This is a genomic window from Pantoea sp. F_5 (assembly GCF_008631595.1).
In the GTDB taxonomy this organism is placed as follows: Bacteria; Pseudomonadota; Gammaproteobacteria; order Enterobacterales; family Enterobacteriaceae; genus Pantoea; species Pantoea gossypiicola.
This window is the reverse complement of record NZ_VWUO01000003.1, coordinates 140,175-155,470: the sequence shown is the minus strand read 5'-3', so window position 1 is coordinate 155,470 and position 15,296 is coordinate 140,175. Positions and strand designations below refer to the sequence as shown.

Sequence of the window (15,296 nt, the reverse complement as noted above, 5' to 3'; positions counted from 1 at the left end):
GCTGAATGAGACCTTTTTCCCTGCCCCCCTGCGCGCTGGCGGTGGTCAGCGTGATTTACGCGCTTACGCCGGATCCTGTGCTGGCGGAGACTTACTCATCCCTGCCCCCGCCGCCCAGCCTGCAGAGCAGCGGCGCGGGTCAGCAATACATGCTGGAGCTGGTGATTAACCAGCAGGCAAACGGCAATATTGTGGCAGTGGAGCAGCGCGACGGTCATTTCTGGCTGCGCAGCAGCGATCTGCAGCGTGCCGGGCTGTCACCGGATAAGCTGGGCCAGCAGCCGCAGGTTGATGTCAGCGGCCTGCAATCCATCAGCGTGGAGTATGACGCTGCGCGGCAGCGCCTGCTACTGACCGTGCCACCTGACTGGCTGCCCGGCCAGATCATTGGTGAGGCGAAGAATGGACCGCGCTATCCAGGCCGTACCAGCAGCGGTGCGCTGATTAATTACGACCTGTACGCCAGCCGCACTGATACCACCGGTACCAGACTTTCCGCCTGGAACGAACTGCGGCTGTTTGGTGATGCCGGGCACGTCTCAACTAACGGCGTCTGGCAGCAGCAGCTGGAAGGCAGTACGACTTATCAGGACAACGGCTATATCCGCTACGACAGCTGGTGGAGCAATGAAGATGAGAACACGGCGGTAAGCTGGCGGGTCGGGGATCTTGTCACCGATTCGCTAGCCTGGAGCAGCAGCGTGCGGCTCGGCGGCATCCGCGTCGGCCGCGACTTCAGCGTCCGTCCCGATCTGGTGACCTATCCGCTGCCCGCTTTTTCCGGTCAGGCAGCCGTTCCTTCCACCGTCGATCTCTTTATCAACGGCTATCGTTCCAGCCAGGCAAACGTGCAGCCTGGCCCCTGGTCGATGACCAATGTGCCGTTTGTTAACGGCGCGGGTGATGCGGTGATCACCACCACCGATGCGGTGGGCCGTCGCGTCACTACCACCATGCCGTTTTACGTCTCCAGTAATCTGCTGAAATCTGGCCTGTCAGATTATGCCTTCTCTGCTGGCGCGATCCGCGAGAACTACGGCATCAAAAACTTCGATTATGGGCAGGCCGCCGCCAGCGGTTCTTACCGATATGGCATGACCGACTGGCTGACGCTGGAGAGTCACGCTGAAGGCAGCGAAAGCCTGGCGATGGGCGGGCTGGGCGGACAGCTGCGCGTCGGCAGCTGGGGAGTGGTCAACGGCGCGGTGGCGCAAAGTCAGCTCGATGGCGAGAGCGGCAGGCAATACAGCTGGGGTTATCAGTACAACAACAGCTGGTTCAACATCGGCACGCAGCAGACCCAGCGCAGCAGCGACTTCGGCAATCTGGCGCTGGTCGGCAGCCGTGCCGGAAGCCAGGCGGATAGCCGCTACGCACTGTCGCGCCGCAGTGCGCAGTACAGCGCCAGCGTCTCGCTGAACCAGTTTGGCAGCGTCGGTGCCGCTTTCATCGATATCACTGATGGCCAGGGCGACCGCACTCGCCTGTGGAACCTCTCATGGAGTAAAAACCTGTGGGGCAACAGCAGCCTCTATGTCTCCGCCAGCCGCGATCAGGAGGAGAAGAGCTGGACCGGTGCTATCTCGCTGGTCATCCCGTTTGGCGAACAGGGCAGCGCGGCTATCAGCACCGAACGCGATCAGCGTGGCCGCGACAGTCAGCGCATTTACGCCTCCAGCGCCATGCCCAGCGACGGCGGATTTGCCTGGGATGCCTCCTGGGCGAATCAGAGCGGTGACAGCGGCGATTATCGTCAGGGCAGTCTGCGCTATCGCAACAACCAGATCGACACGTCGGGGGGCTTCTATGGCGATGATGGCAACCTCACGCAATGGGCCGATCTCTCTGGCGCGCTGGTGTTAATGGATAACAGCGTCTTTGCCGCTAACGCCATCAACGACGCCTTTGTGCTGGTGAAAACAAGCTATCCCGACGTGAACGTGCGCTATGAAAATCAGTCGATGGGACGTACCAATCAACAGGGCTATCTGCTGGTGCCTGCCATCAGCAGCTACTACCCGGCCAAATATGATATCGATACCCTCGACCTGCCCGCCGATATGACCACGCCACGGGTTGAACAGCGCTTTGCGGTGAAACGCCAGAGCGGCTACCTGCTCAACTTCCCGGTGGAGAAACTGCGCGCTGCCAGCGTGATCCTGGTTGATGCGCAGGGCCAGCCGCTGCCGGTTTCAAGCCGGGTGCAGCGGCCTGGCCATCCCACCGGATATGTCGGCTGGGATGGCATCGTCTGGATGGAAGATCTTACCACCAGCAATCCGATCGAGGTGGTGACGCCCGATGGTCGCCGCTGCGAAACCGAGCTGCATATCGCCAGCGGTCAGCCGCAGGCGCTGAAAACCTATGGTCCCCTGACCTGCGCGCTGCCGGCTCCTGTTGCAGGTAGCGCCGCCGCCCCTGCTGAACCTTTTATGTCCGGAAATCCACTATGATGAGATCGCTGTTACTGGCTGGCCTGTTGCTGCTACTGCCGTCACTGAGCTACGCCGCCTGTACCCTGCCCGCCTCCACAGCAAGCTTTGGTTCGGTCACCACCTTTGTGGCGAATACCACCGTCAGCTCGGTCACCACCAATGCCAACGTCAACTGTGGCTCCGGCTCGTCGCTGTCGCTGCTCGGCAATAACCAGATAACCTTCCAGTTGACCGGCGCAACTACGGTCAGCGGCACGCGCGGCATCCTGAAGCGCAGCGGTGACACCGGCAGCGATAATGTGCCTGTGCGGCTCTGCACCGACAGTGCCTGCGCCACTGAACTGACTATCGGCGGCACGCCGTTTGTCTATGGATCGCAGACACTGATCAACCTGGCGGGATTGCTGGGCAGCCTCAACTTCGCCATTCCGATTTATCTGCGCACCGTTCCCGGTCAGGTGGTGGCCGCCGGAACCTATCAGGTGACGCTGAACATGGCGGTGACCTGGCGCGTCTGCACCAGCGTCAGTGTCGGTAATATTTGCCTGAGCGAGCAGAATGGCAGCGGCGTGATACCGATTAACATCACCGCTATCCTGACCAATGACTGTACGACGATCACCTCGCCCAATATCAGCTTTGGCAGCGCGCCGCTGGTGGGCAGCTTCTCCGCCGTCTCGCAGACCATTAACGTATTGTGCAGCAAAGGCAGCACCTATACCGTCGGGCTGAGCAATGGCAGCTATGCGGCGGGTAGCGTCAGGAATATGGCTAGCGGCGCAAACCGACTGAGCTATGAGATCTATAAAGGCACGACCAGCAATCGCTGGGGATCGGCAGGCACGGAACGCTGGAGCAGTACCACCTCGACGGCGGTATCAACAGATGGACTGACGCGCGGCTTTAACTACACCGCGCGTATCCTGACCACGCAGAACACGCCGCCTGCGGGAAACTACAGCGACAGCGTGGTGGTCGATTTGTCCTTTTAGAGAGAAGCGCTGGCTGGCGTCGCGCTGTGGCGCAACTGATACTGTTTCACCATCCGGCCAATCAACAGCGTCCCGATCAGCCCGCAGACGGCAGCAAAGGTCAGCCAGACGCCCGGCATCGCCTTATCACCGGTGGCGTGGATCAGATAGCTGGAGATGGCAGGCGTGAAGCCGCCAAACAGCGCCGTCGCCAGGCTGTAGGCCATAGAGAAACCCGCGGCTCGCACCTCAGCAGGCATAATCTCTGCCAGATAGACCACCATCGCCCCGTTGTAGCTGGCATAAAGAAACGACAGCCACAGTTCCGCTTCCAGCAGGTGGGCAAAACTGGCCGATCCCACCAGCCAGTGCAGCACCGGCCAGGTCGTCACAATCATCAGCAGGGTAAAGATGATCAGCAGCGGACGGCGACCGACGCGGTCCGACAGCGCGCCCATCAGTGGCAGCCAGAACAGGTTTGAGACACCTACGCAGAGGGTGACCAGAAACGCCTGTTTGTCGCTCATCATCAGCACGGTTTTACCAAAGGTCGGGGTAAAGGCGGTGATCATGTAGAACATCACCGTGGTGGTGACCACCATCAGCATGCCCGCCAGTACCAGCGCCCAGTTGCTGGCCACCGACCGCATAATTTCCGTCATGCTCGGATGGTGTTTACGTTTGCTGAACGCTTCGGTCTCTTCCAGCATCCGGCGGATGTAGAACAGGAACGGCACAATCAGGCAGCCGACCACAAACGGGATACGCCAGCCCCACTCCGTCACCGCCTCTTTCGCCAGCAGATGATTCAGCATCAGCCCCAGCATGGCGGCAAAAATCACTGCAATCTGCTGACTGCCCGACTGCCAGCTGACGAAAAAGCCTTTGCGACCTTTCGGCGCGACTTCGGCCAGATAGACCGACACGCCCCCCAGCTCAACGCCCGCCGAGAAGCCCTGCAACAGGCGTCCCAGCAGGATTAGAATCGGTGCCGCTGCGCCCAGCGTGGCGTAGCCTGGCACCAGCGCGATAGTCAGGGTGCCAATTGCCATCAGGCCCAGCGTCAGCAACAAGCCTTTACGACGACCATGATGGTCGATGTAGGCACCCAGAATAATCGCCCCCAGCGGGCGCATCAGGAAACCGGCACCAAAGGTCATCAGGGTCAGCATCAGGGAAGCGAACGGGTCATCGCCGGGGAAGAAGGTTTTGGCAATGGCGGTGGCGTAGTAGCCAAACACCATAAAATCGTACATCTCCAGGAAGTTACCACTGGTGACGTTGAAGATGGTTCGGGCAGCACTTTTCGGCGGCTTTTGTAAAGATGGGGCGTGACTCATAACGGCTTCCTGTTGTTTTTTAGCCGTTTTAGCCTGCCTGAGGCGAGATTAATGTGACCTGACTCACCATTGCACTTTACAATTCTGTGTACATAAGTAACAAAAAATTAACAATTCAAATCAGCCAGCATAAGTGAGCAGTTGTGGCGCGGATCTGCCTGATTTTATCTGGCTAAGCGCCGCCATAAAAAAAGGCGACCTTCACAGTCGCCTTTTCATGTTGCCGGATAACCCGCTATTTCTTCACGGTTTCCATACCCATCAGACCGATTTTCAGGTAGCCCGCCGTGCGCAGCTTATCCATCACGCTCATCAGCGTTTCATAATCTACCGACTTGTCTGCCTGGAAGAAAATGGTGGTCTCTTTGTTGCCCTGGGTCTGGCTGGTCAGCACGTTAACCAGCGAGTCGGGCGTGACCTGATCGTTACCGACGTAAAGCTGCTTATCCGCTTTAATCGACAGATAGACCGGCTTTTCCGGACGCGGTTGCGGCGCGCTGGTGGACGCGGGCAGATTAACGCGCACATCGACCGTGGCCAGTGGCGCGGCCACCATAAAGATGATCAGCAGCACCAGCATGACGTCGATAAACGGCGTCACGTTGATCTCATGCATTTCACCCTCGGTTTCCAGATCGTCGTTTAATCGCATGGCCATAACAACTTACCCTAAGCGCAGTTTCTGGGCGGTCGCAGGACGCGGAACCTCTGTGGCGACGGTGCCCAGATCGATATCACGACTCTGCAGCAGCATCACCTGCGCGGCGACATCACCCAGCGAGGCTTTATAGTTGGCAATCATGCGGGCAAAAACGTTATAGATGACGACGGCCGGGATCGCAGCAACCAGACCAATCGCGGTCGCCAGCAGCGCTTCGGCAATACCCGGTGCCACCACCGCAAGGTTGGTGGTCTGGGTTTTCGCGATGCCGATAAAGCTGTTCATGATGCCCCAGACGGTGCCGAACAGGCCGATAAAGGGTGCAACAGACCCAATGGTCGCCAGGAAACCGTTGCCACGCCCAGCATGGCGGCTGAAGGCGGCTACGCGGCGCTCAAGGCGGAAACTGGTGCGATCTTTAATACCGTTGGTATCTTCCACGCCAGCCGACAGTTCAAGTTCATTCTGCGCATCGTTCAATAGCACCACAGAGTGGCTGTGCCCGGTAAACGACTGGGCAATGCGGGCGGCGTCATTCAGATTGCGGGCTTCGCCCAGGGCCAGTTGCTCACGCTTCAGGCGACGCTTAGCCGCGCTGAGTTCGGCATATTTGCCGAAGAAGATCGCCCAGGTCACCACTGAGGCCACTAACAGGCCAATCATGACCACCTTTACCACGATATCGGCATGTTGATACATGCCCCAAACGGAGAGGTCCGTTTGCATCAAATCACTGGCTACCACGCTGCTTCTCCAACTTCTGATTCAGGGATGCGAAACAAGCGCAAATAATAGCAAAATGGCGGCGAATTGATAGTAGTTCTCATTAGTATTTACAAAGCTGAGCCGCGCTATTGACCTGTTGTTGAGCGGGTTCAGGCACGGTTTGTGAGGATGTTTCGAAAATGTGAAGCCGCATGAAAATTTATTAAAACAACGTTTCAAAATGTGATGAGATTCATTCAATCAGCATTGCTGCATTTTACTCAGACGCGTTTTCACTATGCTGGCTCCTCACGGCCCTCTGCGGTTAGCCCTGACCGCAGGCCGTCTTACCTCTGCGGGAGAAAATATAATGAGAATGATGAAAACATGTGTAGCCAGTGCCCTGGCGGCGATGATAGCGAGCGCCTGCGCCACGGCACAGGTGATCAAAGTGGCTGAAGTGCAGCCTGCCGGTTATCCCACTGTGGTTGCCCTGCAACACATGGGCGACAAACTGAAACAGGCCACCGATGGACGGCTGGAGATGAAGCTCTACGCCGGTGGCGTGCTGGGCGATGAAGATCAGACACTGCAACAGGTGCAGCTGGGTGCCATTGATATGATCCGCGTCTCGCTGGCCCCGGTTACCTCAATTGCCCCGGAAACCAGCGTGCTGACCCTGCCCTACGTTTTCCGCGACGTTGACCACATGCACAAAGTGCTGGATGGCGAGATAGGCCGCGAGATTGCCAACAAATTCGACAACGATCCCAACGCCCGCATGGTGTTCCTGGGCTGGACCGATGCCGGTGAGCGCAACATGATCACCAAGAAGCCGCTGGCAAAGCCGGGCGATCTCAAGGGCATGAAGATCCGGGTACAGAACAGCGCCATCTCGCTGGCGACGCTGAAAGCGATGGGCGCGAATCCGGTGGCAATGGGCGTCAGTGAAGTGTTCAGTGCGATGCAGACCGGCGTGGTCGATGGCACCGAGAACAATCCACCGACCTTTGTCGCCCATAACTACATGCCGGTCGCGAAGTATTACACCCTCAGCGGCCACTTTATCCAGCCAGAGATGATCCTGTTTTCAAAACGCGCCTGGGATCGCCTGAAACCCGAGGATCAGGCCTTGCTGAAAAAGCTCGGCAAAGAAGCACAGGATGAAGAGCGCCAGCTCTGGGCGACCTATACCGAAGAGTCGATCGCCAAAATGAAGGCGGGAGGCGTCACCTTCCAGCAAACTGACCGTGACTATTTCGTCAAAGCGACTCAGCCAGTGCGCGATCAGTTTGGCGGCAAATATCAGGATCTGATGACCCGGATCGCTGAGGTGAAATAACCCTTCCCGCGCCACGCTGCCGTGTGGCGTACTTAATCAGGTATCAATTATGTCTGCTTATACGCGTCTGATGGATGGGCTTTATCTGCTCTGCATGCTGGTGGCTGCCGTTGCGCTGTTAATCATGGTAACGGTGATCCCGATTGGGATCTTCGCTCGTTACGTGATGAACGGTGCGCTCTCCTGGCCGGAGCCGGTTGCCATTATCTGTATGATCATTTTTACCTTTATCGGCGCACCGGTGGGTCTGCGCGCCGGAACCCATATCTGCGTATCGATGGTCACTGACCGCCTGTCACCTGCCCGGCAGCGCCTGATGCTGCGCGTCAGCGATCTGCTGATGATTATCACCTGCCTGGTGATCTTCCAGGCCAGTTACAGCCTGTGTGAAGCGATGTGGATGCAGACCCTCGCCTCACTTCCGGCAGTGACCTACGGCGAGATGTATCTGCCAATCCCGATTGGCGCGATCTTCACCCTGCTGTTTGTTATTGAGCGCCTGCTGAGCGGCGATCAGAGCCAGCGGCCGATTGTCACGCTGGGCGGTACCCACTAACGCGGAGCAGAAAAATGGATGCATTGATCTTGATAGGCAGTTTGCTGGTGTTGCTGATGGTGGGTTTTCCGGTCGCCTTTGCGGTGGGACTGAGCGCCTTTATCGGTGCCTGGTGGATCGATCTGCCGCTGGAAGCGGTGGTAATTCAGGTGACTAACGGGATTAACAAATTTTCGCTGCTGACCATTCCGTTCTTCATCCTCGCAGGCGCGATTATGGCCGAGGGCGGCATTGCCCGTCGCCTGGTCAACTTCGCCTATATCTTTGTTGGCTTTATTCGCGGCGGGCTGTCGCTGGTTAATATCGTCGCTTCAACCTTTTTTGGCGCTATCTCTGGTTCGTCGGTAGCCGATACCGCCTCGATTGGTTCGGTAATGATTCCGCAGATGGAGGAGAAAGGCTATCCACGTGACTTCGCCGCGGCGGTGACCGCCAGCGGTTCGGTACAGGCGGTGCTGACGCCCCCCAGCCACAACTCCGTCATCTACTCGCTGGCGACCGGCGGCATGGTAACCATCTCTTCGCTGTTTGTTGCCGGGATCTTCCCTGGCCTGCTGCTCGGCGGTTGCCTGATGGTAATGTGTCTGGGCTTTGCCCATAAACGCGGCTATCCCAAAGGCGAGCGTATTCCGTTTCGTCAGGCGCTGAAGATTTTCTTCGATGCCTTCTGGGGTCTGTTTACCGTCGTGATCATTATGGGCGGGATCCTCTCTGGCATTTTTACCGCCTCGGAATCCGCTGCGATTGCCTGTATCTGGGCGTTCTTCGTCACCATGTTTATCTATCGCGACTTTAAATGGAGCCAGTTGCATATACTGCTGTTCCGCACCATTAAAACCGTCACCATCGTGATGGTGCTAATCGCTTTCGCGGCCGGGTTTGGCGCGGTGATGACCTTTATGCAGTTGCCGACCCTTATTACCGAAGCGTTCACCAGCCTCTCCGATAACAAATATGTGATCCTGATGTGTATCAATATCCTGCTGCTGGTGGTGGGCACGCTGATGGATATGGCACCGCTGATTCTGATCCTGACGCCGGTGCTGCTGCCGGTAGCGACCGCGCTGGGGGTCGATCCCGTTCACTTTGGCATGATCATGCTGACGAACCTGGGCATCGGGCTGATTACGCCACCGGTCGGCACCGTCTTGTTTGTTGCCAGCGCGGTCAGTAAACAGAAGATTGAGCAGGTCGTCGGGGCGATGCTGCCCTTCTACGGCATGCTGTTCATTGTCCTGATGCTGATTACCTATATTCCCGCTATTTCACTCTGGTTGCCGCGCCTGATGGGCGTCATGTAAGGCAATGGAAACCAGCTCGCTTGCGGGTCCCGGACTGCTGGCAAACTCGAATCAGGGTGCAACTGGCAGCGAGGGTTTAGCTCAACACGCAGGGAACACGGTCAGAGGAGGAAAGCGTCCCGCCGCCCGGAAAAAAACGCGAAGCGTTGGCCTGGCAACGGGCGCACCTCAGGGATGAGGTGCGTAATCGCGTGGGCCGAGCGAGCCAGAGATTGGCATAAGCGCCTTTCCGTTCTGACCGGGTTTCCTGAACTGGCTCGGTCTCACCGCTAACCGGGCCACACTTTGTCATCAATTTCAGGCCCGCTCGCGGGCCGGTTTTTTTCCTGCGGCGCACTCTGATAATCACCATTGAGTCTCAACCCTGCTTGCCGTTTCGTGATAACGTGAGGACTTAGTCTGAAGCGGTAAAGGCGACTCATGACCACCAGAAAAATTGATACCACGCTCGTCAGTGCAGGACGCAGCAAGCGTTATACCCAGGGCTCGGTGAACAGCGTCATTCAGCGCGCCTCTTCGCTGGTTTTTGATACGGTTGCGGAGAAAAAACGCGCCACCGCCGGTCGGGCAAAAGGCGAACTCTTTTATGGCCGTCGTGGCACCCTGACGCACTTTGCATTGCAGGATGCGATGACCGAGCTGGAAGGCGGCGCAGGCTGTGTGCTTTATCCCTGCGGCGCGGCTGCCGTGGCGAACGCGATCCTGGCTTTTGTCGAGGCGGGCGACCACGTACTGATGAGCGGCGCGGTCTATGAACCGACGCAGGACTTCTGTACTAAAATTCTCGCTAAGCTGCAGGTTTCCATCGGCTGGTTCGATCACTGCATCGGCAGTGAAATCGGTGAGCTGGTGCAGCCTGACACCCGGGTTGTCTTCCTGGAATCGCCTGCCTCAATCACGATGGAAGTGCAGGATATTCCGGCGATTGTGGCAGCGGTACGCGCGAAAGCGCCCGAGGCGATCATCATGATCGACAACACCTGGGCGGCCGGTATTCTGTTTAACGCGCTGGCGCACGGTATCGACATTTCGATTCAGGCTGGCACCAAATATCTGATTGGTCACAGCGATGCGATGATCGGCACGGCGGTTGCCAATGCGCGCTGTATCGACCAGCTGCGTGAGAACTCTTATCTGATGGGTCAGATGGTGGATGCCGATACCGCCTACATGGCGAGTCGCGGTCTGCGTACGCTGGGTACCCGTCTGCGTCAGCATGAAGAGAGTGCGATTCAGGTGGCAGAGTGGTTGGCGGCGCGCCCGGAAGTGGCTCGGGTGAATCATCCGGCACTGGCGCAAAGCAAAGGTCATGCGTTCTGGCAGCGGGACTTTAACGGCAGCAGCGGCCTCTTCTCGTTCATCCTGCAGGAAAAATTAAGCGCGCCCCAACTGGCGGAATATCTCGATCACTTCCATCATTTCAGCATGGCTTACTCCTGGGGTGGTTATGAATCGCTGATCCTGGCAAATCAGCCAGAAGAGCTGGCAGAGATTCGTCCGGCGGGCGGGGTGGATTTCACCGGCACGCTGGTGCGGCTGCATATTGGTCTGGAGCACGTTGATGATCTGCTGGCTGACCTGGAGGCCGGTTTTGCGCGCCTGACGCGCTAAGTCAGATAAACGGAAAGTAAACAGAAGATAAACCACGTAGCAGCGGCCCGCAGAGTTTACCGGGCACAGGCTCATTTGTTGTTAAAATTTATCCCGCATCGTTCAGCTTACCGGTGAGATTGCCGTGCTGCCTGAACGCAGACGGATTGTTCCTTGTGACGTGATGGAATCGCTAATGGGTGTTTTACACGAGATTGTCCAGGCGCTCTGGCATCAGGATTTTGCCGCGCTGGCAAATCCGGATGTAGTGTGGGTGGTATACGGCGTGATGTTCCTGACGCTGTTTCTGGAAAATGGTCTGCTGCCCGCCTCTTTCCTGCCGGGCGACAGCCTTCTGCTGCTGGCCGGGGCGATGGTGGCTAAAGGGGTGATGGATTTTGTGCCGACGATGGTGATCCTGACGACCGCCGCCAGCCTCGGCTGCTGGCTGAGCTATCTGCAGGGCCGCTGGCTGGGGAATACCCGACTGGTGAAGAGCTGGCTGATGCATCTACCGGCACAATATCACCAGCGCGCCTGGAATATGTTTAACCGTCACGGGCTGATGGCGCTGCTGGTCGGCCGTTTTCTCGCCTTTATCCGCACTATCCTGCCGACCATGGCGGGCATTGCAGGCCTGCAGAATGGCCGCTTTCAGCTGTTTAACTGGCTCAGCGGCGTGCTGTGGGTCGGCATTGTAGTTGCCTTTGGCTATGGCATCAGCCAGGTGCCGTTTATCAAGCGTCATGAAGATCAGGTAATGGCGATTCTGATGATACTGCCGATGGTGCTGCTGGTGCTCGGCCTGTCCGGCAGCATTGTGGTCATCTGGAAAAAGCGTCGCCAGAAACGCGCCTGACGCGCATCTGGCTTTCGGATCCGCCGCCACTCAGGCTGACGGATCCGCTACCGTCTGCCTGACACGACTCACCTCTTCCCCAGGCGTCACGCCGAAATAGCGTTTAAACTCCCGCGAAAACTGTGAGGGGCTTTCATAGCCCACCCGCACCGCCGCCGCACTCGCCTTCAGTCCATCGTGCAGCATCAGCAGTCGCGCCTGATGCAGGCGATAGCGCTTGAGATACTGCAACGGCGAGGTCTGCGTTACCGCTTTAAAGTTGTGGTGAAAGGCTGAGACGCTCATGTTCACTTCCGCTGCCAGCGCATCAACGCTGAGATTTTCCGCATAGTGATTCTCAATCCGTCGCAGGGCGCGCGCGATCAGGCTGAACTGCGTCTGTCGACTCACCAGCGAAAGCAGCGCGCCGCCAATCGGGCCGGTCAGCACATAGTAGATAATTTCCCGCACGATATGCGGCCCCAGTACGCGCGCATCGCGCGGCTGGGTCATCACATCCAGCAGCCGCTCCGCGGCGCACAGCATGGGTTCCGTCAGCCATGCCGAGTGAATACCCGAAGTCTGCGGCTGCGGCTGAAACTGATCGTCGTCGCCGATTTCAATCAGCAGATCCTGCAGGCTGGCGGTATCAACCCTGAGACACAGCCCGGCAATCGGGATCTCCGGAGAGGCCCAGGTTTCGCACTCCACCGGCAGCGGCACGGTCAGCATCAGATATTTGCTGGCGTCATACTGAAACACGGTGCTGCCGAGATAGCCGGTTTTGCTGCCCTGAAACAGGATGACAATGCCGGGCTGATACATCATCGGCGTACGGGGACGATATTGGCTGGCATAAATCAGCGACACATTTTCGACCGGGCAAAGACGGTCACGACCATGGGTCATTAAGGTGACTACCTGCTGTGCCAGCCGGTGACATAGTGCATCGTGCGCCATAGCGACTCCTTTTCGGGCAAAAATCCAGTGTGCCGTGCTACTGCCTGAACCGCCAGCAGCCTGGAGAATCAGGCAAGAAATTTACCGGATTGGGCAGAAGAGCAGACCCACTGTTGTTGCTGACGCTGAGCAGGCTGAAAATTGTTGGCTAGACTTAAGCACAGTGAATTCTCACGGGTTAACCGCAACGGAAAGGAGCAACTATGGCAGACCAACCCATTATCAAACTGCGCGATGGCAATATGATGCCGCAACTCGGACTCGGTGTGTGGCAGGCCAGCATCGAAGATGCGCGTCATGCGGTGCTGAAAGCGCTTGAGGTCGGCTATCGCTCAATCGATACCGCCGCCGCCTATAAGAATGAAGAGGCGATTGGCCAGGCTCTGCAGGAAACCGACGTGCCGCGCGAAGAGATTTTCGTCACCACCAAACTGTGGAACGACGATCAGCAGAATGTTCAGCAGGCGATGGAAACCAGCCTGGAGAAGCTAAAGCTGGAGCAGGTCGATCTCTATCTGATGCACTGGCCGTGCCCGGAGAAAGACCACTACGTTGATGCCTGGAAGAAGATGATCGAACTGCAGCAGCAGGGGCTGACCAAAAGCATCGGCGTCTGTAACTTCCATGAAGCGCACCTGAAGCGTCTGCTGGATGAAACCGGTGTCACGCCGGTCGTGAACCAGATTGAGCTGCACCCGATGCTACAACAGCGCACGTTGCATGCGTGGAACGCGCTGCACCAGATCCAGACCGAATCCTGGAGTCCGCTGGCGCAGGGCGGTAAAGGCGTTTTTGATCAGGAGATCATCAAGTCGCTGGCGAAGAAATATGGTAAGACACCGGCACAGATTGTGATCCGCTGGCATCTGGACAGCGGTCTGGTGGTGATTCCGAAGTCGGTGACGCCAGCGCGTATTGAAGAGAACTTTAAGGTGTTTGACTTCCGTCTGGATAAGCATGAAGTGAGTGATATTGCGAAACTGGACAGCGGAAATCGTCTGGGGCCGGATCCGGAAACCTTTAACTAAGCGTTTCCCTGCCTTCTCATATACTCTGCCCTGCGGCTGCCGGGCAGAGAAGACTTAACGCGGTCAGACGGGTTATCCCTGCCTGACCGCGCTGTTATGCGGTGGGCTGCACCACCAGCTGCCCGGCAGTACCGCGATCGGCCAGTTCCAGCGTCTGACTGTAATAGACGAATGGGAAGTGATCTGACGAACTTTGCGGGAAGCTGACCATCAGTTCCACGCTGCCATCAACCCACACCGTATCTTTCCAGCCACGATCTTCGCCCATCGGCTGTGCGCCATTGACACTTTTGATCAGGAACATGACGCCCTGAATATGCAGCGACTGCGGCCGATCGGCGTGCAGGATCCAGCGCTCAAAGGTGCCCTGCTGCGCAGTGGTGTCAATGCGGTTCATATCCCAGAGCGCGCCGTTGATGCCCGGCATGCTGTCACCGATGCGGAATTCGCGGGTGCGCACCGCCACGCCATCCAGAATCTGGTCGGCCAGCAGCCGCATCGGGAGGTTATCCGTCACCAGCGGCAGTAAGCCGGTTGGGCGTAGCGTCAGGATCAGGGTCGAGGTCAGAATAGAGGATGGCTCAAAGAAACCGCGCAGCCGATCCATAATACCTGCCGCCGTTCCCGCCGTAATCGACACTTCATCGCCCTGCGACATATCCACCAGCACTTCGCGACGTTCGCCCGGTGCCAGTGACAGACGCTGCACCGCAACCGGCGCAGGCAGATAGCCCTGATCGCTGGCAATGACCATAAACGGACGATTGTCGCTGAGCACCATCTCATAGCGTCGCGCATTCGAGGCGTTCAGCAGGCGCAGGCGCACCCAGCCGCGTGACACCTCAACATAAGGATTGCGTACCCCATTCACCAGCAGCGTATCACCCAGGAAACCCCCATCCTGCGGCGGGTCATAGACCGGCGTGGCAAAGTTATCGAGCCGCTTGTCCTGAATGATGATGGGGAAGTCATCGACGCCATAATGTTTCGGCAGCGGCAGCTGTTTGCCGATGTCATCTTCCACCAGCCACATGCCCGCCAGACCGTTATAGATATGCGGTGCCATGCGGTTTGGGGTATTGGCGTGATACCAGCAGGTTGAAGCTGCCTGACGAATCGGCAGTACCGGCGACCAGTCGACACCGGCCGACATCATACGTGGCGCGCCACCCATTAATGCACCCGGCAGCTGCAAACCGCTGACGGTCATGGAGACGGACTCATTCAGCCGATTGCTGTAGATCAGCTTAACGTCATCACCGCTGTAAACCCGGACGGTCGGGCCAAGGTAGAGGCCATTGATGCCCCACACCGGCACTTTGTTATTGTCGCCATTAAATGACCAGTGGCTGCGCTGCATCGTCAGGAACAGCGGCTGGCCGCGACGGGATTCCAGCAACGGCGGAACCGGAAGTGGCGTATCGCCATTGGCTGAAGAAGCGGCATGTGCCGCGTGAGGGAGTAAACTGGCGCTAAGCGCCGCTCCGGCAGAAAGCTGGATGAACTGACGTCTGCTGAAAGACATAAAACTTCTGACCCTTTACGCGTGGCGCTAAGCGCCGGCCCTGT

General features: G+C 57.8%; 13 protein-coding genes. 8 read left to right on the top strand and 5 right to left on the bottom strand.

The features are described from left to right. Window positions 1-5 precede the first annotated feature (5 nt). On the top strand, window positions 6-2,453 hold the full coding sequence (locus F3I44_RS05410) for a fimbria/pilus outer membrane usher protein (protein WP_150014738.1): 2,448 nt from the start codon (window positions 6-8) through the stop codon (window positions 2,451-2,453). Continuing rightward, the gene (locus tag F3I44_RS05405; protein ID WP_150014740.1) at window positions 2,450-3,427 is read left to right on the top strand and encodes a spore coat U domain-containing protein; all 978 of its coding nucleotides are present in this window, start codon (window positions 2,450-2,452) and stop codon (window positions 3,425-3,427) included. Before F3I44_RS05410 ends, F3I44_RS05405 begins: the two co-directional genes overlap by 4 nt. On the opposite strand, the gene F3I44_RS05400 is transcribed toward F3I44_RS05405, so the two are convergent. The 3 genes from F3I44_RS05400 to exbB form a co-directional block, all read right to left on the bottom strand. Continuing rightward, entirely contained in the window at window positions 3,424-4,746 is a 1,323-nt protein-coding gene (locus F3I44_RS05400) for an MFS transporter (RefSeq protein WP_150014742.1), read from the bottom strand. The two genes, F3I44_RS05405 and F3I44_RS05400, sit on opposite strands and share 4 nt — an antisense overlap. Before the next feature lie 235 nt (window positions 4,747-4,981). Beyond that, window positions 4,982-5,404 carry a TonB system transport protein ExbD gene (gene exbD / locus F3I44_RS05395; protein ID WP_150014744.1) on the bottom strand — a complete coding sequence of 141 codons (423 nt, stop codon included), beginning with the start codon at window positions 5,402-5,404 and terminating at the stop codon, window positions 4,982-4,984. Window positions 5,405-5,410: 6 nt separating this feature from the next. Next, complete coding sequence (exbB, locus tag F3I44_RS05390; protein ID WP_190285932.1) at window positions 5,411-6,133, bottom strand: tol-pal system-associated acyl-CoA thioesterase; 723 nt, start codon at window positions 6,131-6,133, stop codon at window positions 5,411-5,413. Window positions 6,134-6,482: 349 nt separating this feature from the next. On the opposite strand from exbB, the gene F3I44_RS05385 reads away from it, so the two are divergent. From F3I44_RS05385 to F3I44_RS05365, 5 genes are all read left to right on the top strand, one after another. Beyond that, the gene (locus F3I44_RS05385) at window positions 6,483-7,454 is read left to right on the top strand and encodes a TRAP transporter substrate-binding protein (RefSeq protein WP_150019321.1); all 972 of its coding nucleotides are present in this window, start codon (window positions 6,483-6,485) and stop codon (window positions 7,452-7,454) included. A gap of 49 nt (window positions 7,455-7,503) precedes the next feature. After that, window positions 7,504-8,010, top strand: coding sequence for a TRAP transporter small permease (locus tag F3I44_RS05380; RefSeq protein ID WP_150014750.1), 507 nt, complete (start codon window positions 7,504-7,506; stop codon window positions 8,008-8,010). Between the two features lie 14 nt (window positions 8,011-8,024). After that, window positions 8,025-9,311: a TRAP transporter large permease gene (locus F3I44_RS05375; protein WP_150014752.1), complete on the top strand. Its 1,287-nt coding sequence runs from the start codon at window positions 8,025-8,027 to the stop codon at window positions 9,309-9,311. Between the two features lie 420 nt (window positions 9,312-9,731). Beyond that, complete coding sequence (gene metC, locus F3I44_RS05370) at window positions 9,732-10,922, top strand: cystathionine beta-lyase (protein ID WP_150014754.1); 1,191 nt, start codon at window positions 9,732-9,734, stop codon at window positions 10,920-10,922. A gap of 175 nt (window positions 10,923-11,097) precedes the next feature. After that, window positions 11,098-11,760 (top strand): DedA family protein, encoded by a 663-nt coding sequence (locus F3I44_RS05365; protein ID WP_033733897.1) that lies wholly within the window; start codon window positions 11,098-11,100, stop codon window positions 11,758-11,760. A 30-nt stretch (window positions 11,761-11,790) separates the two neighbouring features. Here the strand turns inward: F3I44_RS05365 and F3I44_RS05360 are convergent, their stop codons facing one another. Further along, window positions 11,791-12,699 (bottom strand): AraC family transcriptional regulator, encoded by a 909-nt coding sequence (locus F3I44_RS05360; RefSeq protein ID WP_150014756.1) that lies wholly within the window; start codon window positions 12,697-12,699, stop codon window positions 11,791-11,793. A gap of 203 nt (window positions 12,700-12,902) precedes the next feature. Between F3I44_RS05360 and dkgA the strand changes: the two genes are divergently transcribed. Further along, a complete protein-coding gene (dkgA, locus tag F3I44_RS05355; protein WP_061063370.1) occupies window positions 12,903-13,727 on the top strand; it encodes a 2,5-didehydrogluconate reductase DkgA in 825 nt (274 codons plus the stop codon). Between the two features lie 94 nt (window positions 13,728-13,821). Here dkgA and ftsP read toward each other — a convergent pair whose 3' ends face one another. Continuing rightward, window positions 13,822-15,252: a cell division protein FtsP gene (gene ftsP, locus F3I44_RS05350; protein ID WP_150014758.1), complete on the bottom strand. Its 1,431-nt coding sequence runs from the start codon at window positions 15,250-15,252 to the stop codon at window positions 13,822-13,824. Between the last annotated feature and the right edge of the window lie 44 nt (window positions 15,253-15,296).

Coding starts and splice junctions, on each gene's coding strand:
- F3I44_RS05410 (WP_150014738.1), top strand. CDS start 6: ATGAGACCTTTTTCCCTGCCCCCCTGCGCGCTGGCGGTGGTCAGCGTG.
- F3I44_RS05405 (WP_150014740.1), top strand. CDS start 2,450: ATGATGAGATCGCTGTTACTGGCTGGCCTGTTGCTGCTACTGCCGTCA.
- F3I44_RS05400 (WP_150014742.1), bottom strand. CDS start 4,746: ATGAGTCACGCCCCATCTTTACAAAAGCCGCCGAAAAGTGCTGCCCGA.
- exbD (WP_150014744.1), bottom strand. CDS start 5,404: ATGGCCATGCGATTAAACGACGATCTGGAAACCGAGGGTGAAATGCAT.
- exbB (WP_190285932.1), bottom strand. CDS start 6,133: ATGCAAACGGACCTCTCCGTTTGGGGCATGTATCAACATGCCGATATC.
- F3I44_RS05385 (WP_150019321.1), top strand. CDS start 6,483: ATGAGAATGATGAAAACATGTGTAGCCAGTGCCCTGGCGGCGATGATA.
- F3I44_RS05380 (WP_150014750.1), top strand. CDS start 7,504: ATGTCTGCTTATACGCGTCTGATGGATGGGCTTTATCTGCTCTGCATG.
- F3I44_RS05375 (WP_150014752.1), top strand. CDS start 8,025: ATGGATGCATTGATCTTGATAGGCAGTTTGCTGGTGTTGCTGATGGTG.
- metC (WP_150014754.1), top strand. CDS start 9,732: ATGACCACCAGAAAAATTGATACCACGCTCGTCAGTGCAGGACGCAGC.
- F3I44_RS05365 (WP_033733897.1), top strand. CDS start 11,098: ATGGGTGTTTTACACGAGATTGTCCAGGCGCTCTGGCATCAGGATTTT.
- F3I44_RS05360 (WP_150014756.1), bottom strand. CDS start 12,699: ATGGCGCACGATGCACTATGTCACCGGCTGGCACAGCAGGTAGTCACC.
- dkgA (WP_061063370.1), top strand. CDS start 12,903: ATGGCAGACCAACCCATTATCAAACTGCGCGATGGCAATATGATGCCG.
- ftsP (WP_150014758.1), bottom strand. CDS start 15,252: ATGTCTTTCAGCAGACGTCAGTTCATCCAGCTTTCTGCCGGAGCGGCG.